We start from the raw sequence: 22,716 nt of genomic DNA, 5'->3' as shown, positions 1-22,716 counted from the left end.
GAAATAAAAAAGGCCAGTCAAATTTGACTGGCCTTTTTGTGTGTTAAACTTTCTTGTTTACCTTACGCTCATTTTCCGTTAGGTAAATTTTACGTAAGCGTATAGACTGAGGTGTTACCTCAATATATTCGTCGCCTTGGATATATTCCATTGATTCCTCTAACGAGAACTTAATAGCAGGAGCAATACGTGTGTTATCATCCGTACCGGACGCACGCATATTTGTCAATTGCTTAGCCTTAACAATATTAATTGTCAAATCGTTGTCTCTGATATGCTCTCCTAAAATCTGTCCTTCGTAGATCTCTACTCCTGGTTCAACAAAGAACTTACCACGATCTTGTAACTTATCAATAGAGTAAGCTGTTGTAGTACCTTTATCTAAAGAAATCAAGACACCGTGCAGACGGCCAGGGATTGTTCCTTTCCAAGGCTCATAGCCTTTAAGACGGTGCGCCATTACAGCCTCACCAGCTGTAGCAGTCAGGATATTGTTGCGCAATCCGATGATACCGCGTGACGGAATTTCGAATTCCAAGTGCTGCATTTCACCTTTTGCTTCCATAATCAACAACTCACCTTTACGCTGTGTTACCAATTCGATTACTTTACCAGACACATCACCAGGGACATCTACAACCAATACCTCTACTGGTTCACACTTTTTACCATCGATTTCTTTAACGATAACCTGCGGTTGTCCAACTTGTAATTCATAGCCTTCACGACGCATAGTTTCAATAAGTACGGACAAGTGTAAGATACCACGACCGTATACCAACCATGCATCCGGAGATTCCGTAGGAACGACACGTAATGCTAAGTTTTTCTCTAATTCTTTCTGTAAACGGTCATGAATATGACGAGAAGTAACTAATTTACCTTCTTTACCAAAGAAAGGCGAGTTATTAATCGTAAACAACATGTTCATGGTAGGTTCGTCGATTTGGATAACCTCCAATTGTTCAGGGTTCTCGAAATCGGCGATAGTATCACCAATATCAAAACCTTCAATACCTACCACTGCACAAATATCACCAGCCTTTACCTCAGAAACCTTAAGACGTCCCAATCCTTCAAATATCTGAAGTTCCTTAACACGGCTTTTTACAATCTTGCCATCGCGTTTTACTAATGATATAGGCTGATTTTCTTTAATAGTGCCTCGTTCAACACGACCAATCGCTATACGACCGACAAATGTAGAGTAATCTAAAGACGTAATTTGCATCTGTAATGTACCTTCAGCTTGCGGTGCAGCAGGAATATGCTCTATAATTGCATCTAACAAAGGACTGAAATCTTCTGTCGGTTGTTTCCAATCTGTCGACATCCATCCTTGTTTAGATGATCCGTATAATACTGGGAATTCGAGTTGCTCTTCGGTAGCATCTAAGCTAAAGAATAAATCAAAAACATTTTCATATACTTCGTCTGGACGACAGTTTTCCTTATCTACTTTATTAACAACGACAATAGGTTTTAATCCTAAAGCCAAAGCCTTTTGCGTAACAAAACGCGTCTGAGGCATCGGTCCTTCAAAGGCATCACACAACAACACTACACCATCCGCCATTTTTAGTACGCGCTCCACCTCTCCACCAAAATCGGCGTGACCAGGCGTATCGATTACATTAATCTTAACGTCTTTGTATTTGACGGCAACATTTTTCGAAACGATCGTAATACCGCGTTCACGTTCTAAATCGTTGTTATCTAAAATTAAATCACCTGTACCGTCATTATCTCTAAATTGGTTCGTGAAATGTAAGATTTTGTCAACTAACGTAGTTTTTCCGTGATCGACGTGAGCGATAATCGCTATATTTCTAATATTTTGCATCTAGCAAGTAAATTTGTTTTAAATTCAGGGTGCAAAGATAATTATTTTACACCTCAAATTTTAGTATTTTATATTATTATTTTGTTAACCTTCCGATTTCACATTCAAATACTTAAGACATTTTTACATCAAAAACCGCCGCGAAGGATCTATTATGATATCAGCAATGTCTTTTTCCTTTCTTAGTTAACAAGTAATTTGCGTATTTACGAGATTACGCCGAGGGCTTTCCCTACTTTCGTAAATGCCGCAATAGCCTTATCCAGATGGGCTTTATCATGGGCAGCAGATATCTGCACACGAATCCGAGCTTTGCCCTGAGGCACCACAGGATAGTAAAAACCAATTACATAGATTCCTTCGTCTAACATTTTAGCAGCAAACTCCTGCGCCAACTTAGCATCATAAAGCATCACAGGCACGATTGGATGAAATCCAGGTTTAATATCAAAACCTGCAGCAGTCATCTGCTCCCGGAAATACAATGTATTCGATTCTAATTTATCTCTCAATTCTGTCGTTTCACTCAGCATATCTAATACAGCCACAGACGCACCTGTAATCGCAGGAGCTAAGGTGTTTGAAAAAAGGTACGGTCTAGAACGCTGACGCAGCATATCGATAATCTCTTTTTTACCTGAAGTAAACCCTCCGGAAGCGCCCCCTAAAGCTTTACCTAAAGTACCTGTTATAATATCAATACGATCTATGACATCAAATAGCTCATGCGTACCTCTGCCTGTCTTACCGATGAAACCCGAGCAGTGGGACTCATCGATCATCACTAAAGCTTCATATTTATCTGCCAAATCACAGATTTTATCTAATGGAGCAACAGAACCATCCATCGAGAACGCACCATCAGTCACGATGATTTTATGACGGGCTCCAGAAGCTGCCTTTAATTGCGCTTCTAAGTCATCCATATCACAGTTCTTATAGCGGAAACGTTGCGCTTTACATAGACGTACTCCGTCAATAATGGAAGCATGATTCAGCTCATCGGAGATAATAGCATCATCAGCACCAAATAAAGGCTCAAAAACACCTCCGTTTGCATCAAAGGCTGCAGCATAGAGAATAGTATCCTCTGTTCCTAAAAACTTGGACAGCTTAGCTTCCAATTCTTTGTGTACATCTTGTGTTCCACAGATGAACCGAACCGAAGACATACCATAACCATGGTCATCTATAGCTTTCTTTGCCGCATCAATAACTTTTGGATGTGATGAAAGTCCAAGGTAATTGTTTGCACAAAAGTTAACAACTTCTTGTCCCGTACTCACTTTGATATCTGCTCCCTGAGGGGTTACGATGATCCGTTCTTCTTTATAAAGTCCTGCTTCTTTAATAGCGGCTAACTCAATTTCTAATGCTGGCTTTAACGTTTTGTACATGTGAAAAAATTAAAAAATTAAAGGTTTAAAATATCCAAAGCCTTAAGCTCTTGGAAGATTCTATTTTACCCCCAAAGATAGCAGAATTTTATCACACCCCATTACGAAATCATTTGCCTGAATATTATCAGCACACACTACTTAACCCGTTTCCAGGTTTCAGTCCTCCCAAACATACCGATACCTACGAATCCACGGATATCAAGTCTACCATCATCTTTAAGCTTCATCTTACAACTATATGTCTTGCCACTTTTGGGATCGTAGATTTCTCCGTCCTCATACGAGTCCCCTTTCTTTGAAAAATCTTTCAATAATACGATTCCGTTTAGATCACGGGATCTCAATTTTTCATCTGGATTTTTTGCGTCTTTCTTTGACTTATCTTTGACTAAGTACAACTTACCAAAAAACTTCCCATTTGATTCATAGATTTCCACCTTCCCCTCCCCACTTGGATTTAACCACGTCCCTAGAATAGGATCCTTACTTTGCGCATAAGAGGCCATAGAAAACACGAGCGCTGCAAAAGAAAATAATAACTGTCTCATAGTATAATTAAGTTTAAAATGTATACTAAAGATAACACATTTTTCATATGCAAGCATAATAAACTATTTAACATATTGACATTATGCTGTTCAAGTATAGGCTCAGACGCATCGTATGTCAAGCATTTGGCACCAATTTTGAATATGCATTAATTAAAAACAGGTACTATTATGAGATTCATTATTTCCCTTTTATTGACAGGATTAGTTGTTGCAATTGCAGCTTATGTTATCCCTGGAGCACATGTGGCCGGTTTTGGATGGGCTATAGTCACTGGCTTGGTAATCGGTTTTGTAAATGCCATAGTTGGTGGTATATTGAGACTGTTTACATTTCCTTTAAATTGGCTTACTTTTGGACTGGTTTCATTCATCATCACTATCCTTATGATCATGCTGAGCGATTCTATAATGGGGTCCAAATTTGATGTTGACGGTTTTTGGAACGCAGCATTATTTGCAATTGTCGTTGCAATAATCGAGATGATTCTCGATAGTATGTTGAGCCGAAAGAAATAGGAATCAAGAGATAAAAAAAGCCCTTGTTAGTTATAAACAAGGGCCTTATTATGCTATTTCTTCTTTTTCTTCATCTTATTGATCCAAATCATCGTACCTGTAACTGGTAAAGAGGTCGCAATAAGACAAGCCATGAAATATAAAAGTTTACTAAATGGTCCATATATATCCCCAATATGCAATGCCTTAATCGATGCAGATGCCCGCTCGTTAAATGGTTTATCTCTAAAAATATCCTTCTCTAGCACCGTTCCACTGTATTGATCCAACGTTAATTTATCCCCTGCAGAAGGAGCGAAAAAACCTATACGATTCTTTGAGACAGAAACAGTACCGACACTATCTTTTGCAAAATTCACCGTAATATCTCCATCATAAGGCAGCAGTTTATTCACAATTAAAATAGTCTCTTCGATAGTAAGAGGTTCTTTCCCATCCGTTGGTAGTACAGAAACTAATGCCGGTTTATCTTCCTTTGGTGCATCCGGAGATTTATAGGTTCCCCAAGTCTTTTGCCATCCTGCCCTATACCATTCAAATGACCAGAAAGGTCCTGTCACTGACATCAGGAATAGAATTATACAGCTATAGAAACCGAGGGTATTATGTAAATCGTGATTGATACGCTTCCATCTTGCTGACCATTTTATCTTAAGACCATTCTTCCATCCTCTCATCTTAGCTGGAAACCAGATAATCATACCAGAGACAACTCCCAACAAAAACAATAACGTAGCTGTACCTGTAATCCAAGATCCCAACTTACGATTCTCCACCCCTTCTATAATAGGCTTTTCCACCTCATTCAGAAGTAGCCAGCGATGCAAGCCGAACATGGTCTGCATCAAAGCAGCTGTCTTCGTCCTCTCATCCGAGGGGTCACCGATAACCTGTCCTGTATACGGATTTAAGGCCATCTGATTGGCGCGAGGACCACGTCCACCAGCAGCTGGGGCAGCTTTTTTCTCTTTCCCAGCACCTGCATTCCCCGCTTCACCAACCTTATTAGTTTCTTTTTCCTTGGACGCAGACTCATCTCCCTTAGCGGCAAGTTTGGCTTCCGTAATTCCCGTATTAACCTCAGTCTTTTTCTTCTCTTCCTTCTTTTCCGAATCGCCCTCTTCCTTTTTAGGCTTACTATACAATGCAAATATCGTCTTATCGGTATCAAAAGGAACTTTCACCCCAACAACCTTCCCCTTTATAGACGTCTTAGCCTGCTCAATAAGGGTGTCCACATTTTTTTTATCTCCCTCTGGAGTGACTTTATAATATTGAGGTATAGCTGCTTCTCGAAGTTCTGTATTATAAGTATAGACAGTTCCTGTCAGACAGACAACCAGTACGACAATACCAGAAATCAATCCGCCCCAAAGGTGGATATCGTTGAAAAATTTGCGAATCTTAGGCCAATTGGATGAAGACATATTGTTTTATTTTTTGCAAATATATATTATTTATTCTTAGTCTAAATAATGTTTGACACAAAATTAGCTGTTTGTAAAAAACAAGAAGCTGGTTATTCGACTTACTTTTAATTTATTTCCAGTTGTAATAACTTCTACCTTGAGCTAGCGCATAAATATTATTTGTAACTAAGTCAATGGTTATTATTAATGGCTAGTCAAATCAAATGAGATTAATGTATTTAAATAGCAATCTTTAATATTTTAATTAACGTCCCACCAAATGCGCGCTGTTAATATACCATTATCACCCTGCTTACTAACATTTACATTATTGGTATTTATTTCAGTTTCGGGATACATAAATCGCAGCGGATAAGCTCCTGGAGTTGGAGAAGAAACGGAGTTAGGGAAATTAGGATAACCTAATCTTCTAAAATCCGCCCAAGCTTGAATGTTATTAACACTATTTAGAGCTAACCATTTTTGGGTGATGATTCTTTCAATCTTATTGGTTGCATCACCGTATCTGACATTCGTCTGATTCATATAATCTTCAATATTGTAAACCGCATTAAATAGGTAATTGAAAGATGCCTGTATCCCATTTTGGTATAGACGACCAGCTTCCCCCGCGATCCACCCTCTCTCTGCTGCTTCAGCCTGTAAGAAATTTGCTTCAGCCAATGATAATAATACTGCAGATTGACTGAATGATTTCACTACTCCCCCTGGTTTGTTTCCATTCTCGTTAGGTCCTTTGAAAGCGGACGTGTTGCCTGCGGCAAATTCATCTGCTATAGCATTGCTTCCAAAAATAACTCCCTTATATTCCCCTTTTGCACTTACATAATTTTGCGCGAGCCTAGGATCATTATATTCCTTATACTTGTTAACCAGGTACTGACTTGGACGAATATTTGCATAATTAGCTACAGCTACTCCCGAATTGTTACGATAGTACGTTTCGTAAAATGGGCTCATTTTAGCCGCCGTATTCAAGAATCCCGGATTGACAGCTGCATCTTCTTCTAAAAATCCTGATCCCTCTTGAACAATCTTAGTAATCTCCTGCCTGATATAAGTTGCCTGATCCTTAACTTCAGACTGGCGTAACAAAGCCCGTAGCTTCAGTGTATTTCCAAACTTAACCCACTTGACTTCGCTTCCCTTGAACATCACATCGTCATTAGATGGCTTCAAAGAAGCAACCTTTATCTCTGCAATACCTTCTGTAATTAAGTCCATTGATTTTCGATACACATCTTTACCTGATTCATAAGTAGGATGTAAGATAGAAGATCCCTTTAACGCTTCTTCATAAGGCACATTATTATAAAAATCAACCAGCGTAAAGAAATGGTGTGCCATCATTATTTTAGCAATCCCAGAATAGAACAATGCCTGTTCAGCAGTGGCCTGATCCAGCACCTCCTTATAATACAACAGATTGATATAACTGGATTCCCAAACTGCTATTCCGTCGCGAGTATCTCTTATAGCTGGTCCATTATAATTTTTCAGAGACATGAAAGAGCTCACACCTTCATTAGATGTACCCCAATAGCCACCCCAGAAACCACCCACTTGATTTAACTGAGTAGACTCATATGCTGCTGACGTCACCAACGCCGCCGGAAGTTTGGCACTTAAACTTAAATTCTCTTTTATCGGAGAGTTCGGATTATCATTGACATCCAAAAAATCACTACATGCCACAAATGTTATGGAAGCAAAAGCTATAATTCCGATTCTAATTATATTGTATCTCATGTTTATATTCTTAAAAAGTCAAATTCACGTTAAAGCCCATTGAGCGCGTAGATGGGATCTGTCTAAAACTGTTATATCCATCCGTCTGATTGTATAAAGCCTCTGGATCTCCGATCGTATTGGAAGAATGTCTAATAATAAACAAGTTGTTTCCAACGAATCCCAGACTCGCCTTTTTAATCATTTTTTGCCCTGCAAGCCATTTCCCTGGTACATCATAGCCAATATAAAGCTCCCTCAATTTGAGGTAATCTCCTTTTGCGGCTGTAACCGTTTGAATAGCACCATAAGCATCCCACCATGCTCTATCTCCTTTAGAATATACTTCTGTATTTTCAACGATAGATCCGTCAGCCAGGCGAACCATTGAATTAGGCATAATGAATGGCTTTCTATCGTATTTTACCGTCTCGGGGTGTGTCCCAGCCTTATACATCCTTGGAATCACTTCGGAGTACATCCAACTTCCCAATCGGGAATCTAATTGAAAACCTAAAGTGAAAGATTTATAACTGAACCTCGAATTAAAGCCCAACAGATAAGGGGGAACCATAGTACCTAATACTTTTTCATCCTCAGAAGGAATAACATTACCGTCTTTATCTAGGACGATTTTCCCTCCCTCTCTTTTAAAATCTGTCATACGAAGTGTTGGATACTGATGATCTTTAATAGCATAAGCTTGTCTAAAAATATTAAACTCATCGCCTGCATACAGATCTTTGGCTTTAGTATCTGTATAACTGAAGTTAACCCCAAAATCCAATGTAATGTCTCCCTTACGAATAGCTGTACCGTTGATCATCACCTCGATGGTTTTGTTGATAATCCGTCCAGCATTTACAATCGTAGAATTAAATCCGGTGGCACTTGAAATGCCAGCATTAAAGATCTGTCCATCTGAATCTGAATATGCATACGCAATATCAGTACGTAACTTGTCATTGAAAAAGCCCAATTGCGTACCAACTTCAAAGGATTTTACAAATTCGGGTTTGATCAATAGATTCGGTTCTGACAATGAAGGCGTGAACCCCACTAAACTTCCAAATGGGAAACCCGCAGTTTGACTATAAGCCAAGTTCAACCTATAGGGGTCTAAGGTTACATTTCCCGTTTTATTATAAGAACTGTAGATACGACCGTAGTTCAATATTTGATTATCACGAAAGGCATCAATAGCATCTGTAAACACGAATGACGTGCTTATACCAGGAGAAAAGTAACTATTGTTGTTGGGATCTAAAACAGATACCTGATCGTTTCTTCCTGTCAATGTCAAAAACAAATAATTTCTATACCCAGCAGTAAACTCGCCATAGGTAGCAAGAGACCTGTATTTTGTCAAGGTAGATCCTCCTGTAAGCTCCCCTGTTCTTGATCCTTGATTGAAAATATCTTCAAATAATAAGTTTGCCGCACTGACGTTAATCTGTTTCGTATTATCCATACGAACATTTTGTCCCAGCAACAACCTGGTAGAAAAATCACCAAAGTCCTTGTGGAAGTTCAAAATCAAATCATTATTAAATCTTGTAAATCCGCGATGTGTATCGTTTACCGAACCATTTATATTTCTAGTTGCGACATTGGACACCAACTTACGATTAGTCACCCGACCAGGCTCTGATTGAAAATACAAACCTGTACGGTAAGTCGCGTCAAACCAATCTGTAAATTCATAGTTAAATTCCAGCTTTGAATTGAGTGTGTGCTGATCAAACGTATTTCTATTATTGTCCGCCATAAAGATAGGATTGCGAGTACTCGCAACAGGATTATACCAGTTCAAAGGATGATTTAGCGACTTAGGATCCTCCCAATTACGAGCTTCTTTATAATCTATATTGGCAGGTTGTGTATAGACCGACAACCATGGACCATCACCTGTCGTATTATTTTTGAAGAATACATAATTCAGATTAAACGACGTATTCAATTTATTAAAACGACGAGAACCGTTGAATCTGGCACCAGTACGGCTCGACTTGTCTCCAGGAATCACTCCTTTAAGACGTACATCTTGAAGAGACATAAAATAGGTGCCTTTCTCATCACCTCCCGAGAAAGATAAATCATTCTGCGTTGTAATTCCAGTATCAAAAAAGGCTAGGCGATTATCTTTACTTGGCGCGGCATACACCTTATTTGGTTGCACACCATTAATAGGCAACCCGAAATCTCTTACCTCTCCGTTGAACTTATCTCCCCACGATTCACTTGTCACAGGACTATAAACGCCATTTTGTCCTTGTCCAAAAGTAGTTTGCGCAGGTGGCAATAGAAATACATTTGAAAATGTCGTACTATTACTAAAATTAATCTGTCCTGTTTGAGCCTTCCCGGATTTCGTGGTAATCATGATTGCTCCATTTACCCCTTCAGATCCATATAATGCGGCCGCATTGGCGCCTTTCAGCACGGTGATATCTTGTATATCGTTGGGATTGATACGAGTAATATCCGGCAGAGGCACTCCATCCACAACATACAAAGGATCATTCTTATCTCGATTCAATGAACGTGTACCTCTTAATCGGATTTGAATACCCGGATCAGTCTTTCCGGTAGTTAAGTCTGTTGCATTAATTCTTAGGCCTGCAACTTTGCTAGATAATGCCAAAAGTGGGTTCACGACTTTTCCTAGGTTGAGCTCTTCATTGCTCACAGACTGCGCCGATGTTCCCAATTCCCTAGATTGGCGTTTTATTCCGAGCGCTCCAGTAACAATTACCTCAGATAGCAATTTGAAATCTTTGACCAACACAATCTCGATCTTAGTCTGTCCACCACCAAGTCGTATCTCCTGCGTCAAATAGCCTATGTGAGATACCACTAATGTCTGTCCTTCGTGTGCACGAATCCGAAAAGAACCTTGAGATCCAGTGATGACGCTACCTGATCTGTCATTTTCCTTAACAGAAATAGATACACCTTTTATCGGTGTTCGCTCAAATTCCTCCAAAACATGTCCTTCTACAGTTAAATGTACCTGTCCAAATACACCCCTGGAGTAGCTTGCTATGAAAATAAGCAATAAAATAGAAAAGTATTTTTTTATCATTCTTGACCTTTTTTAGTTAATACTTGTAAATTTCCCTATCTTTGACTTAGAACAAGTCTAAATAAAGGTTTGTGTCGCAAATCTAGATGTATTCTAAACAACAAGATGACGGAATCAGGAAAAAAAGCTTCAAATTCAGAAATCTCAGAATTTCAGTCTGAATCCACTGTAGCATGTCCGTTGACCTCTACTTCTCTAGATATTCATTACGCGCTGTTGCATGGCACCAATAACCAAGAGCTGAGCAGTCCATTAGATGGGTTTCTAAACATCTTATTCCCTGCGTACGAAAACAGTTGCATCTGTCCTTATTTTCTGCAGAAACAGTCCTATATAATTCGAGGAGGAGAAAATATTATCCACCCCATTCAAAAAGGGGAGACACTGGAATGGAAAAACATCTACGAGGATCACCTTGCTATCGCCTTATTTATCTCTAATGAGCTATTGGATGACTTTAGAAGAAAATTTGCAGAAGATACCCTCCGTTTTAGTAATGGACTGTTAACCAATAGTGATAACAGGACCCGATTACTTATCAATCAGCTTATGGCTTACATACGCCATGACAACTATTTAAACCGCTTGCGGATACAGGCCCTATTAATCGAAATTGTTGTACATCAAATCGAAGGCCTCTATGCTGAGAACGAAAAGCACGAGATCATCCCGAATAAAAACCACTATGACAAGATAGTGCTAGCAAAAAACCTGATCCATCGAGATTTATCAAAAAACTATACTATCCCCGAATTGGCAAAGTATGTAGGTACCAACGAGCAATATCTCAAAAAACACTTCAAACAGTATTTTGGAAAAACAGTGATGAATTACATCACGGAAAAGAAAATGGAACATGCCAAAGAACTGATTCTTACTGGAGACTACAGGATATCAGATGTAGCACAGATGACAGGCTACAAGCATTCCACGCATTTCACTTCGGCCTTCAAAAAATATTTTGGGTTTATACCAAATTCTCTTAGATACACTTTTTTAGTAGCCAACGAGGGGGCACAAATGCTCTCCGAGTTTGAAAGCCTTATCCATATTTTATAATACTAAAAGGGCCTTCATTCTAGAATGAAGGCCCTTTTATAAATATCTAGTTGTTACTCCTAGAATCTATAGTTCAACGAGAATGCCGCATTTCTCGGGTCGATCTGATTAATGAACCCTCCGCGGAAATAGGAGTTCAAACCTATTTCATCCGTTAAGTTATTTAAGAACACACGCGCTTCCCACTTCTGGAATTTATAACCTACCTGTGCATTCACTGTAGTGTAAGCAGGCATATCAAAAGGCTTGATATCCGGACCAAACACAGAACTGTGACCATCAAAAGTAATGCTGTGTTCATTAACAGGTCTCTTACCTACATAATACACGCCAGCACTCAAACTTAGGTTTTTCAACGCTCCTTGATTAACAACATACTGTACCCAACCATTAGCAGTATGATCTGGCGCATTCATCGGCGCTGATCCCTCCACATAAGATGGAGAATTCTTATATCGCGCATCCAGATAAGCATAACCCAACATTACTGTCAAATTGTCTAGAATACGGCCATTCAACTCGGCCTCTATACCATCACGTAACAAATCTCCGGCTTTAAAATAATTTCCTGTCGGATTATTGCTGTTTGGTTCATATTCTTGATTAGACAGATTAGACGTATAAATATGGAAATACGTCAAATTGAAACGTAATTTTTCATCCAACCAATCCGATTTAATACCCGCTTCAAACTGTTCTGTTGTAGATGGCCCTATTTCGCCTCCACCGATCATCTTATTAGCCGCACTCCTCAAACTTGTTGAATTTGTATAAGACCCAAAGACGTTGAGATGCTGTATAGGCGTAGCGATAAAACCGACGCTCGGGTTCCATGCGGAACGTCGTTGTGATGTATTACTTGTGGCAGAGATCGTATTAATCTCCGAATAACGCAAACCCAAAGCCACTTTAAGGTACTCATTGAACTCAATAACATCCTGCGCTAAAATACCAAAAGTAGTATAATCGGCATCATTAGGGATCCCTTTTACAAAACTGATGCTCTTACCTACTTGGGCTTGTCCATCTTTATCTAAGTACTGAACCTCATCCAATGAATTCGTCCAATCCCCTTTAATATCGATGACATCTATTACAGACGTATTCGCTAATTCAACATTTTTACCCAACGGCTTCAAGGTTCCAGTCAATGTCGTTGTATTAGCATCAACTATACGGTAATCAAAGCCTCCCTGCACAGTGTGCTTAATACGTCCTGTATACAATTCTTCACCAATCAAATCAAATTGGAAAGTCTTATTTTTATCATCGCGCAAGCTTCTAGACATGGATCGGCTAAATAGATTAAAGTCAGGGTTATTATCTTTAAGCAAACTCAACCCAGTAGACTGATTGTCCACCTGGTAGGACGAAAACGCATAAGCACCACGTAGACGCCAATTGTCATTCAATCGATGGTTGATGGAAGCCATAAAGCTGCTCATCACCGTATTATTATTATCTGTGGCAAAACCAGCCATGCGATTGTTAGGCAGTACGTATAAGGCATTAACACCAGGAGACTTATCTAAGTTCACTGCAGAAGTAACCGGTGTTTTGTTAGAATTCAGATAATCTCCCTCTAGGGTAACTGTCGTATTATCAGATGCACGCCATGTCAAAGAAGGATTGAAATAAACACTATTTGCTGATACGCCCACTCTATAGCTATCCGAACGCTCGTATGCGCCGTTAAAACGTACCGCTAATGTTTCTTTTTTATCCAACACTGTTTGCATATCAAAAGTCGGTCTAAACTGTCCCCAGCTACCAACACGTGCACCTACCGCTCCGGCATTGATAAAATTAGGTGTCTTTGTCACCACATTGATAACACCACCTGCGTTACCAATATCTGTAATCACACCTTGGGTAATCGCTGCCGAACCTTTTATCATCTGTATAGATTCAACACCTTGCATATCGACCACACCAGAAGCAGTCTGAAACTGCGAGTCCATACGTACTCCGTTTTTTAAAACAGGTACACCACGAAAACCACGAGTCGACATGGATTCCTTTACCCCGCCATAGCTTCCAAACAAAGTCACACCGGGAATATTACGTACCGCATCCGTCAATGTCAATGCACCTTGGTCTTCAATAACCTTATGCGATATCACCGATATACTCTGTATCTGATCTGATGGTTTTAATGGCATACGGGTGATCGTTTCTAATCCCTTTGGTTGTCTCCCACGCTCGCCAAACACTTCTACATCTTCAATATTGTACTCGTTATGTCTAAGGATAATATCCTCCAATTTCGTCTCAGCTCCTTCTTGTGTCAATACAACTTCTTTCTTTCCGAAACCTATCCCCGATAGATGTAACGTAAATTTACCGGAGCGACCGATATAAATACTGAAAAAACCATTCGCATCCGTCTTTACTGATTGTTGACCAGCACTAACCGATATTTCGGCAACAGGTTTGCTCTTTTCATCGATAACCCGTCCTTTGACGGTTGTTTGTGCATTTGCTAAAGAACAGGCTCCCAGTGTCCCCATTAATGCAAAAAACAGCTTAGCTCTCATATTTGATTTAATTTATACTAATTCTAAATTGAAGCAAAAATAGAGCTACCCTCCCGGTCATAAAATAAAAAATCCGACAAAAAGATTAACAATCCGAAATTTTAGTCATTTTCATCGTTTAATCTCAACCATATAAACAAAAAAGCCGGCATGTTTACACACACCGGCTCTTACTATTTAATGTATTACTAATTAATCAAACTTCCAACGTACGAATGCCTCTATAGCCTCGTAGTCTGCAAGCCCCAACTTATGATATAAAGCTGCAGTATCGCTCGTACGGTCTTCAGCACGTACCCAGAATTCACGCGGATCATCTCCTGGGAACACAGGCACGTCTTTCTGCGACTGGTGTTTAAAGATTGCTAAACGCTTACGTTTTACCTCTTGAGGTGATAACGGAACAGCCATCTCGATTTCATGTATTGGATATTCATGCCATGCACCACGGTACAACCACAACCAACAGTCTTTTGTCCATTCGTCTGTTTTACGTAGACGCAATAAAGCCTCTAAAATAATGTCGAAACAAACCTTATGTGTTCCATGTGGATCGGCAAAATCTCCAGCGGCAAAAACCTGCTGAGGTTTTACTTGACGAAGCAATTCCATCGTTTGTTGAATATCATCCTCAAAAGAGACATCTTTTGAGAACTTCGTTCTATCATAAAACGGTAGGTTTTGGAAGTGGATATTCTCGTCTGGTAATCCCACAAAACGAGCCCCAGCAATAGCCTCACCCTTACGAATCAGCCCCTTTACCGTACGGATTATTTCAGGATCGACCTGATTCGGCTTCTTCGTTTTGAAAAACTCTCTTGCTTCTGTATAAATCTTACTTGTAATTCCTTTGTCATCTTCGATAGCGACAGCAAAGTCCTGAACAAACTCCAAATAACGCAGCACATCATCGTCCCAAACGGCAGTATTTCCAGATGTTTGATAAGCTACGTGTACATTATGCCCTTGGTCCGCTAGGCGGATGAAAGTTCCTCCCATGGAGATCACGTCATCATCCGGGTGTGGCGAGAAAAGGATCGCATTCTTATGAGCAGGCTCAGCTCGCTCTGGACGGTTTGTATCATCCACATTAGGCTTTCCCCCTGGCCATCCAGTTATTGTCCGCTGTAACTCGTTAAAGATTTTTATATTAATATTATATGCCGGACCTTGTTCAGTGACAAGCTCTGCCATACCATTATTGTTATAGTCTTCATCAGTCAGCTTTAAAATTGCTTTGTTCAATTTTAAAGACAACCAGACCACTGCCTTTTTAGTCAAAAACTCGGTCCATACAACATCGTGTGCCAACCATGGCGTATCGAATCGGGTTAGCAATGACGCCGCACCTTCATCCAATATAAACTCGACATTATTAGACAACTGTAAATAAGTCGCAGGAATCTCCGGAGACATTTCTCCTTCAACAGCTTTCTTAACGATCTCCGCCTTATTCTCATTCCACGCCATTAGGACAATCTCTTTTGCTTTGAAGATTGTTCCTACGCCCATAGTAATCGCTTTTGTAGGCACATATTCTTTACCACCAAATCCACGAGATGCATCCCGACGAGTCAAATCATCCAAGGTAACCAAACGTGTACCTGAATTTGGCGCAGAGCCAGGCTCATTAAATCCAATATGACCTGTACGTCCGATACCCAACAATTGGATATCCAAACCTCCGAGTTCAGAAATTTTCTGCTCATATGCTTCACAATAGGCCTGTACCTGACTAATATCTATCGTTCCATCAGGAATATTGATGTTTTCTGCTGGAATATCAATCAGATCGAAGAGATTCTTCTTCATGAAGGTGACATAACTCTGATCTGCAGTAGGCTGCATCGGGAAATATTCATCCAAATTGAAGGTTACTACATTCTTAAAGCTCAAGCCTTCTTCTTTGTGCTGACGAACAAGTTCTTTATAAACTTGAACAGGTGTTGCTCCTGTTGCTAGACCTAGTACAGCTTTCTCGCCGTTTGCTTGCTTTTCTTTAATCAATGAAGCGATACGATTTGCAACATGAATAGAAGCATCGCTTTGACTTGGATATACCGTTACAGGTACTTTTTCAAAGCGTGTTTCCTCTAATAAATTTAATCTTGCCATTTATGAGGTAATAAATATGATAAATCGTGAATAGCAAATTTAACAATAATATGAGCTTTTCGTAAATAAAAGTGCAATTAAAAAATAATTTTAAAATCATTTTAACATATACCCTATCCATTTATTTGCTCTTTTTATCTAAGTTTGAATAAAATAGCTATAACATGAACAGACTACTTGCTTTATTCTTGACTATAATTCCGTTCCTATTAACGGCTCAATCTAAAGACGATTTGATAAAAGAGATCAAAGCCAACCCTTCGCAAACAGAGACAATCCGCCTCATCCAACGTGTTGGAGGCTATGACCCTGATTACAAAGAAATGGCGGAGTTGTTCAAAACACTGGATAAAAGTGTAAAAAAGACCAATGAAGGCAAATTATTCCAACGTTATTTAAAAAATCTTTCCAATGTGGCCATTGGCAAAAAAGCTCCAGGAATTACACAATTTGATCTGGAAGGCAATCCTTATGGATTACAGAACCTGAAAGGGAAATACGTCTTAGTAGATTTTTGGGCATCCTGGTGCCCTCCTTGTCGTGCAGAAAATCCAAACTTAGTGGCTACTTACGCAGAATTTAAGGACCGTAACTTCGAGATACTGGGAGTTTCTTTTGACAGAGAATTTGACGCATGGAAAAAAGCAATCGCTGATGACAACCTGACTTGGAAGCACATCTCCGATTTGCAAAATTGGAATAACGGTGCTTCTATTCCTTACGGTATCAAGGCAATTCCACAGAATGTCTTGGTAGATCCCAATGGAATTATCATTGGCCGCAATTTACACGGCGAAGATCTAAAGAAAAAATTAAGGGAGATATTATAAATACCTCCCTTAATTTTTTATCGCAGCCCCCTTTTTCTTTATCCGAAAAGAGCATTAAAAAGATTTTCTAAGGTAGCCATAGGCCTAATCGCGATATTATATTTTTTAGCATCCAAACCTTTCACATTATACTTAGAAATAAATATTCCGTCAAAGCCAAGCTTCTCCGCTTCTGCAATACGTTGTTCAATACGATTAACGGCACGGATCTCTCCGGATAAACCAACCTCCCCTGCAAAAGTAACCTGAGAAGGCAGCGGAATATCCTGCTGTGACGAGATCAGTGCTGCTATCACCGCTAGATCAATCGCCGGATCCTCTACCCGAAGTCCACCAGCAATATTTAAAAACACATCCTGAGCACTCAGGCGAAAGCCAAACCGTTTTTCCAACACCGCCAGTAACATGCTCAATCGTTTGGTGTCAAAGCCCGTAGCTGTGCGCTGTGGCGTACCAAAGGCCGAGTTGCTCACCAAGGCCTGCACCTCAATCATCAAAGGACGAACACCTTCCAACATCGCTGCAACCGCAACCCCACTAACCGGACTCTCCCGCTGAGACAACATAATCTCAGAAGGATTAGACACCTCTCGAAGTCCAGCCCCCTGCATCTCATAAATACCCAATTCGGACGAAGATCCAAATCTATTTTTGACCGATCGCAATATCCGATATACATGATTTCTATCTCCTTCAAACTGCAACACGGTATCTACCATATGCTCCAGCACCTTGGGTCCCGCGATAGAACCATCTTTTGTAATATGCCCAACAATTAATACCGGAGTATTTGTTTCTTTGGCAAACCGCAATAACTCTGCCGTGCATTCACGCACCTGTGAAACCGAACCTGGAGCAGACTCGATCTGCGAAGAATGCAAAGTCTGAATCGAATCAATAACTACGACATTCGGCTTTACGACTTCAATCTGTTTAAATATATGCTGCGTACTGCTTTCAGTAAGGATATAGCAGTTTGCTTTCGATGATTGAGATAAGCGCTCTGCACGCATCTTGATCTGTTGTTCGCTCTCTTCCCCCGAGATATAAAGCGTTTTTACTGCAGGTAAGGACAGTGCCAGCTGCAACATCAAGGTCGATTTACCAATTCCTGGCTCTCCACCGATCAGTACCATTGATCCAGGCACAATTCCCCCTCCAAGCACCCGGTTAAATTCCTTGTCCGGAGTCAATATCCGCTGTTCTTCAGAATACACGATCTCATGGATAATCGCTGCTTTATTCGTCCGTTTGGTAGCGGCTGTACTTGGTGCAGTACTGCGCCATTCGGGCACTCTCGATGAAGTAGGGGTAACTACTTCTTCCACGAAAGAGTTCCACTGTTTGCAAGACGGACATTGTCCTAACCATTTGGGAGACTCATACCCACAAGATTGACAGAAATATGCTGATTTTGACTTAGCCATTGGGCTAATTTAACAAAAACCTTAGATTACATGTAACAATATCTTCTTAATTTCGACCTATTACCCAAGCGAATGAACAAAAACAAGGAAATAGAATTTGTAGGTCTTCTGGAACAGCACCAGAATATTCTCCACAAGATCTGTAAGCTATATGCTTCCGATCTGGATACCCACAAGGATCTTTTCCAAGAGATGGTCATTCAGCTTTGGAGATCGTATCCATCATTTAAAGGCGACTCCAAATTCACCACTTGGGCCTATCGTGTAGCTTTGAACACCGCCATCTCCCTATATCGAGGCAAAAAACGAAAGATCACCACCGTAGACTGGGACAACTCTTTACAGAACATCCGCTATGAAGAGTATGACACTGAGCAGGAAGAACAATTAAAAATACTATATACTGCTGTACGAAAACTGAATGACATTGAAAAAGCATTGGTATATATGTACCTAGAAGACAAGGACTACGCCGAAATATCGGAAACGCTAGGTATAAGCGAAGTCAATGCACGTGTAAAAATGAATCGCATTAAAACAAAACTGAAAAGTATGATAAACTAGCATGGAGGTTATTAATGGATAGACTAGATTTATTAAAACAGCACTGGAAGGAAGACAAAAGTTTTCCAAAACTAGAAAAAAAAGAGCTTCAGACAATGTTACATAAAAGCTCCTCATCGATTGTGAAATGGATATTCACGATCTGTTGTGCTGAATTTATGATATGGATGGGTATCTCTATCTTTATTCCTACAGAACAAGAAGACCTCTTCTTGTTCCAAATTACAGATGTAATTTACAATGTTGTGTTTTATGCCTTTATATTTTATTTTATTTATCAATTCTACACCTTACTGGTCAATATCAAAAATACGAGCAGCACACGAAAACTAATGGAGAGCATATTTGCTGTACGTACCAATGCTCATAGATATATCCGTTTTAACCTTATAGCCGCTTATGTTGCTTTCGGTATACAATTTTTACAGTTCTTCGTCAGAGAATACGTACACCGCAGCAGCTCGGGAGAAATGCTCTTCGTATTACTATTGGGAGCTGTTCTCTTCACCATCTTTGGTGTCCTATTTATCTGGTTGTTCAAGCTGTATTTTAGCGTTCTGTATGGATTTCTGCTAAAGAAACTCAACAAAAACTATGAAGAACTAATGCATCTCGAAGAAAACAGGGACTGATACAATCAGTTCTGTTCGTGCTGCTCCAGTATTCGCAAAAAGTTTAGTCCCATGATCTTGGCTATCTGCTCTTGGTTATAACCTCTTTCCAACAAGGCTTTTGTTAAATTTGGCAACTTGGACACATCCTCCAAATCTCTTGGAGGTGCTTCTATCCCGTCATAGTCTGATCCTATCGCAACATGATCTATCCCTACTTTTTTTACCAGATAATCGATATGATCAATCAATTTTGATAACGGCACGGTTACCTCATATTGCTGCTCTTTAGTCAGTTTTTCGTATTTTTCCCAACTAGATATATTTCGGTCCGCTGCACCTATATGTTTTCTATATGCTTCATCGACCCGCGACTCATAGTCAGTATCCAAAAAACCTGCATAAAAGTTAACGCCTATCACGCCTCCATTTTTCTTCAACGCCAGCAATTGCTTGTCATCTAGATTTCTATAATGTGGTGTCAACGCCGCCGCGTTACTATGCGTTACTAAGATAGGCTTCGTACTGATTTCTAATACATCATAGAATAGTTTCTTGCTTCCGTGAGACAGATCTACCATCATTCCCAATTCATTCATTCTGCGAATTATAGCTTTCCCGTGTTCCGAAAGTCCTTGTTGATCAGCTGGAGCTTTCCCGTCTTCAATTGCCGCAGCTGTTGCCCAAGGCAGGTTGTAGTTCCAGGTCAAGGTCATATAACGGGCTCCCCGAGCGTATAGACTTTCTAAGTTAGGAATACTGGATTCAATCATATTACCGCCTTCGATTCCGATCAAAGCTACTATTTTCCCCTCTTTTCTTATTTTTTCAATATCTGCTGAGCTTTTTGCCAATGCTATCTTATCAGAATTTTGCGCAATTACCCTTTCTAATGCGTCAATCTGGTCATTTGCATGCTTAAAAGCTCCCTTTTTCCATTTCTGATCGTCAGACCATACAGCAAATACCTGCACATCTACACCTCCTTCTAGCAGCCGCGGAATATCGGTATGCCCTTTATCTAACCGTTGTCCAATATCCCGACCACGTAAAATACTGGATATAATAACATCATTGTGCCCATCTACCACGAGCAGCTTACGATGCACCTCTTCGTAGTCTTGTGCCCATCCGGACGTAACTATCCCAAAAAGACATAAGAAACTGAACATTTTTCTCATTTTGCTTCGTTTATCGTTTCATAAATAGCATCTAACATACGTCCGCGTATGCTTAGATCTGACAGTTTGTTTGACACCTGTGGGTGTACACGATTAGATAAAAATATATAAGTTAGTTGATTTTTCGGATCAATCCAGATACAAGTCCCTGTATACCCTGTATGTCCAAAAACAGATATATTGGCCAGTCGGGAAGGATATTCATTCTTTGGATTTGGGTCTGCTCGATCGAAACCTAAACCTCTACGACTGGTTTTGGACTGCTTGGAAGTGAACATATCGACTGTTTCTGGCTTAAAATAACGGACACCACCGTACTCTCCTCTATTGAGCAAAAGTTGACCGTAAATAGCCAAGTCATTAGCTGTCGAAAATAGACCTGCATGGCCCGCCACACCACCGGCCATTGCAGCCCCTTGGTCATGCACATATCCTTCCAGCAATACTTTTCTAAAAGAGGTGTCATGCTCTGTTGGTACAATCTGACGCTTATCAAAATGCTCTCGCGGATTATATCCTGCGGTTTTCATTCCTATCGGACGGTATAATATCTGCTGTACGTATTCATCCATAGGAATGGCCGTTTCATGTTCTGCAACTTCTTTCATGACATACATACTGATATCCGAATACACATACTCTCCAATTGGTTTAACTGACGATTTCAACATTTCGGGCCACATCACATCTCTGTAATAGTGATTAATCAAATAGGCGTTATCGGCTAACTTAGTTTGATGTGTATCGGAATATGTTTTCTGGATATCTCCTGGTTTTAAACTACGGTAGAACGGAATATAAGGGGCAAAACCTGCCTCGTGCAATAAAACCGTACGCAACGTAATATCAGCTTTATTACTTCCTTTAGCCTGCCATAGGTAATGCCCCATCGTACTATCTAGATTAATAACACCTTTCTCCTGCAGATGCATGATAACAGGCGTAGTGCCTGCAATCTTACTTACTGAAGCCAAATCAAAAATATCTGATATAACGGTTGGTATTGTCTTTTCATAGGTATGTGTACCATAGGCCTTCTCAAAAAGAACCTGTCCATTTTTTACCGCCATAACCACCATTCCCGGTGCAGCCTTTTCTCGAATAGCCTCATTTGCAATCAAATCTATCTTTTGCGCCATCTTAGCTATATTGAGTCCTGATCCCTCGCCCTGAGTATACTGCAATCGGGTCTGCTCTGTTCTATTGCTAATATTTCCCTCCGTAATAGCGAGACCTCCAAAAATACTCATGGCCATATTGCGTTGTGCCACATCGGAAAAAGACGGATAGCCCAGCTCAGCAATGCGTCCTCCCAACAACGGGGACCATTGAGGCAGATTCTTACCTACATCTTGAAATCGGCAAAGAATAATATTCTTGCGATTGACTAGAGACTGCTTTAGCATATAAAGCATCTCTTGGTTTAAATCAGACTCCATTCCGCCAACGATGATGGTATTAAAATACTTGGTATCCTCGTCAAATTTGGAAAAGTCAAACGATACAATATCACTATAACGTCCGATCTGCTGTATAAATGTCTTGTATTTTTCGGGATTAGGAGTCACCACAGCTATCTTTATCTCATCCAATCGTCCTACTGGTATCATGTGATTTTTATTAAACAACAGCTGAGTCTTATTCACTACTGTTTGCTTATACTGAGCGCTCATTACTCCTGCATTCAGGAGAAAAAATAGAACAAGTCCAAAAGATTTTATCGATAATTGATTCATGACAATAAGGTTTCTAAAGTAAATATATACAAAAACCGCATAAAACCGCAACATTAATAAAGAAACCACCTTTCTTTCACTGAATAAATGCTTTCAATAAGCT

General features: G+C 40.0%; 16 protein-coding genes. 5 read left to right on the top strand and 11 right to left on the bottom strand.

Annotated features, from left to right (window positions below; translation table 11 throughout):
- Positions 1 to 43 precede the first annotated feature (43 nt).
- From typA to M472_RS37230, 3 genes are all read right to left on the bottom strand, one after another.
- Positions 44 to 1,843 carry a translational GTPase TypA gene (gene typA / locus M472_RS37240; RefSeq protein WP_021071070.1) on the bottom strand — a complete coding sequence of 600 codons (1,800 nt, stop codon included), beginning with the start codon at positions 1,841 to 1,843 and terminating at the stop codon, positions 44 to 46.
- A gap of 206 nt (positions 1,844 to 2,049) precedes the next feature.
- Positions 2,050 to 3,240 carry a glycine C-acetyltransferase gene (kbl, locus tag M472_RS37235; protein WP_021071069.1) on the bottom strand — a complete coding sequence of 397 codons (1,191 nt, stop codon included), beginning with the start codon at positions 3,238 to 3,240 and terminating at the stop codon, positions 2,050 to 2,052.
- A gap of 137 nt (positions 3,241 to 3,377) precedes the next feature.
- On the bottom strand, positions 3,378 to 3,791 hold the full coding sequence (locus M472_RS37230; protein ID WP_031301860.1) for a DUF2147 domain-containing protein: 414 nt from the start codon (positions 3,789 to 3,791) through the stop codon (positions 3,378 to 3,380).
- Between the two features lie 171 nt (positions 3,792 to 3,962).
- Between M472_RS37230 and M472_RS37225 the strand changes: the two genes are divergently transcribed.
- Positions 3,963 to 4,310: a phage holin family protein gene (locus M472_RS37225; RefSeq protein WP_021071067.1), complete on the top strand. Its 348-nt coding sequence runs from the start codon at positions 3,963 to 3,965 to the stop codon at positions 4,308 to 4,310.
- A gap of 53 nt (positions 4,311 to 4,363) precedes the next feature.
- Here the strand turns inward: M472_RS37225 and M472_RS37220 are convergent, their stop codons facing one another.
- The 3 genes from M472_RS37220 to M472_RS37210 form a co-directional block, all read right to left on the bottom strand.
- Positions 4,364 to 5,737 (bottom strand): PepSY-associated TM helix domain-containing protein, encoded by a 1,374-nt coding sequence (locus M472_RS37220; RefSeq protein ID WP_021071066.1) that lies wholly within the window; start codon positions 5,735 to 5,737, stop codon positions 4,364 to 4,366.
- A 243-nt stretch (positions 5,738 to 5,980) separates the two neighbouring features.
- Positions 5,981 to 7,489, bottom strand: coding sequence for a SusD/RagB family nutrient-binding outer membrane lipoprotein (locus tag M472_RS37215; RefSeq protein WP_021071065.1), 1,509 nt, complete (start codon positions 7,487 to 7,489; stop codon positions 5,981 to 5,983).
- A 10-nt stretch (positions 7,490 to 7,499) separates the two neighbouring features.
- Positions 7,500 to 10,553 (bottom strand): SusC/RagA family TonB-linked outer membrane protein, encoded by a 3,054-nt coding sequence (locus M472_RS37210; RefSeq protein WP_021071064.1) that lies wholly within the window; start codon positions 10,551 to 10,553, stop codon positions 7,500 to 7,502.
- 105 nt (positions 10,554 to 10,658) lie between these two features.
- Here M472_RS37210 and M472_RS44610 point away from each other — a divergent pair, with 105 nt between their 5' ends.
- Complete coding sequence (locus M472_RS44610) at positions 10,659 to 11,612, top strand: AraC family transcriptional regulator (protein WP_021071063.1); 954 nt, start codon at positions 10,659 to 10,661, stop codon at positions 11,610 to 11,612.
- A gap of 59 nt (positions 11,613 to 11,671) precedes the next feature.
- Here the strand turns inward: M472_RS44610 and M472_RS37200 are convergent, their stop codons facing one another.
- Together M472_RS37200 and nagB are read right to left on the bottom strand one after the other, a co-directional pair.
- A complete protein-coding gene (locus M472_RS37200) occupies positions 11,672 to 14,149 on the bottom strand; it encodes a TonB-dependent siderophore receptor (protein ID WP_021071062.1) in 2,478 nt (825 codons plus the stop codon).
- Between the two features lie 192 nt (positions 14,150 to 14,341).
- Complete coding sequence (gene nagB, locus M472_RS37195) at positions 14,342 to 16,264, bottom strand: glucosamine-6-phosphate deaminase (protein WP_021071061.1); 1,923 nt, start codon at positions 16,262 to 16,264, stop codon at positions 14,342 to 14,344.
- A 164-nt stretch (positions 16,265 to 16,428) separates the two neighbouring features.
- On the opposite strand from nagB, the gene M472_RS37190 reads away from it, so the two are divergent.
- The gene (locus M472_RS37190; RefSeq protein ID WP_021071060.1) at positions 16,429 to 17,094 is read left to right on the top strand and encodes a TlpA family protein disulfide reductase; all 666 of its coding nucleotides are present in this window, start codon (positions 16,429 to 16,431) and stop codon (positions 17,092 to 17,094) included.
- Between the two features lie 38 nt (positions 17,095 to 17,132).
- On the opposite strand, the gene radA is transcribed toward M472_RS37190, so the two are convergent.
- The gene (radA, locus tag M472_RS37185) at positions 17,133 to 18,521 is read right to left on the bottom strand and encodes a DNA repair protein RadA (protein WP_022829392.1); all 1,389 of its coding nucleotides are present in this window, start codon (positions 18,519 to 18,521) and stop codon (positions 17,133 to 17,135) included.
- A gap of 72 nt (positions 18,522 to 18,593) precedes the next feature.
- Here radA and M472_RS37180 point away from each other — a divergent pair, with 72 nt between their 5' ends.
- Positions 18,594 to 19,085: an RNA polymerase sigma factor gene (locus tag M472_RS37180; RefSeq protein WP_021071058.1), complete on the top strand. Its 492-nt coding sequence runs from the start codon at positions 18,594 to 18,596 to the stop codon at positions 19,083 to 19,085.
- A gap of 14 nt (positions 19,086 to 19,099) precedes the next feature.
- Positions 19,100 to 19,717: a hypothetical protein gene (locus M472_RS37175; protein WP_021071057.1), complete on the top strand. Its 618-nt coding sequence runs from the start codon at positions 19,100 to 19,102 to the stop codon at positions 19,715 to 19,717.
- Between the two features lie 5 nt (positions 19,718 to 19,722).
- Here M472_RS37175 and M472_RS37170 read toward each other — a convergent pair whose 3' ends face one another.
- Both M472_RS37170 and M472_RS37165 read right to left on the bottom strand, forming a co-directional pair.
- The gene (locus M472_RS37170; protein WP_021071056.1) at positions 19,723 to 20,877 is read right to left on the bottom strand and encodes a dipeptidase; all 1,155 of its coding nucleotides are present in this window, start codon (positions 20,875 to 20,877) and stop codon (positions 19,723 to 19,725) included.
- Complete coding sequence (locus tag M472_RS37165) at positions 20,874 to 22,613, bottom strand: serine hydrolase domain-containing protein (protein WP_031301857.1); 1,740 nt, start codon at positions 22,611 to 22,613, stop codon at positions 20,874 to 20,876. Before M472_RS37165 ends, M472_RS37170 begins: the two co-directional genes overlap by 4 nt.
- Between the last annotated feature and the right edge of the window lie 103 nt (positions 22,614 to 22,716).

Source organism: Sphingobacterium paucimobilis HER1398 (genome assembly GCF_000416985.1).
Taxonomy (GTDB): domain Bacteria; phylum Bacteroidota; class Bacteroidia; order Sphingobacteriales; family Sphingobacteriaceae; genus Sphingobacterium; species Sphingobacterium paucimobilis.
The sequence above is the reverse complement of the archived record's forward strand: the minus strand, read 5'-3'. Positions and strand labels throughout refer to the sequence as shown.